Genomic DNA, 1,142 nt, shown 5'->3' on the forward strand with positions numbered 1-1,142 from the left:
GGCTGATGGGAGGTCTGCGGCGTTACATGCCCGTGACCAGCGCCACCTTCCTGATCGGCTGCGTGGCGATCAGCGGCATCCCGCCCCTGGCCGGCTTCTGGAGCAAGGACGAGATTCTCGGCCAGGCTTTCGGGTCCTTCCCCGTGCTCTGGGCCGCCGGCTTCGTCACCGCCGGCATGACCGCGTTCTACATGTTCCGGCTCTATTTCCTCACCTTCGAGGGCGAGTTCCGCGGCAACGACCAGGCCATCCAGGCCGAACTTCTGGCGTCCGCCGGCAAGGTCGGCGGGGACGACCAGGGCGACGAGCATGCCCACGGCCACGCCGACCATCCGCACGAGTCCGGCTGGCAGATGGCCATGCCCCTGGCGGTGCTCGCCGTTCCCTCCGTGCTGATCGGGCTGCTGGGCACCCCCTGGAACAGCCGCTTCGCCGCGCTGCTCGATCCGGCCGAAGCGGCCCACATGGCCAAGCATTTCAGCTGGTCCGAGTTCCTGCCCCTCGCCGGAGCCTCCGTGGCGATCTCCGTGGCCGGCATCAGCCTCGCCGTGATGGCCTATGCCCTCCACCGGATCGACCTGGGCGCGGCGGTGGCGGGACGGTTCCCCACCCTGAACGCCTTCCTGGCGAACAAGTGGTATCTCGATGCCATCAACGACAAGCTCTTCGTGCAGGGCAGCCGCAAGCTGGCCCGCTCGGTGCTCGAGGTGGACTCGAAGGTGGTCGATGGCGTCGTCAACCTCACCGGCCTGGTGACCCTCGGCAGCGGCGAAGGCCTCAAGTACTTCGAGACCGGTCGCGCCCAGTTCTATGCCCTGATCGTGTTCGGCGGCGTGATCGCCCTGGTGGTGCTCTTCGGCTCGCTGGGGTGAGCCCTACGGACTGTGTGCCTCCCCCCACCGTAAGAGTGTTTACCTAGCGGGGATTTCTACACTCCGGCCAACGGAGCCTCTTGGATTCAGTGCCTTTCCCCTGGCTGAGCGCCGCGATCCTCTTCCCGATCGGTGCGGCCCTGCTCATCCCCTTCGTGCCCGACAAGGGCGATGGCAAGCAGGTGCGTTGGTACGCCCTCGGGATCGCCCTGGTCACCTTCCTGTTCACCGTCGGCGGGTACCTCAACGGCTACGACCCCTCCGTGGAGG

At 67.1% G+C, this 1,142-nt stretch carries 1 protein-coding gene and 1 pseudogene; both read left to right on the forward strand.

What is annotated here, in order from left to right; genetic code table 11:
• On the forward strand, nucleotides 1-872 hold an 872-nt coding region (locus tag ACLD7X_RS16950; protein WP_411424862.1), incomplete at its 5' end, for a proton-conducting transporter transmembrane domain-containing protein.
• An 89-nt stretch (nucleotides 873-961) separates the two neighbouring features.
• Nucleotides 962-1,142 (forward strand): annotated as a pseudogene (locus ACLD7X_RS16955) (NAD(P)H-quinone oxidoreductase subunit 4); the annotation flags it as partial.

The organism is Aphanothece microscopica RSMan92 (genome assembly GCF_046613545.2).
GTDB lineage: Bacteria > Cyanobacteriota > Cyanobacteriia > PCC-6307 > Cyanobiaceae > NIES-981.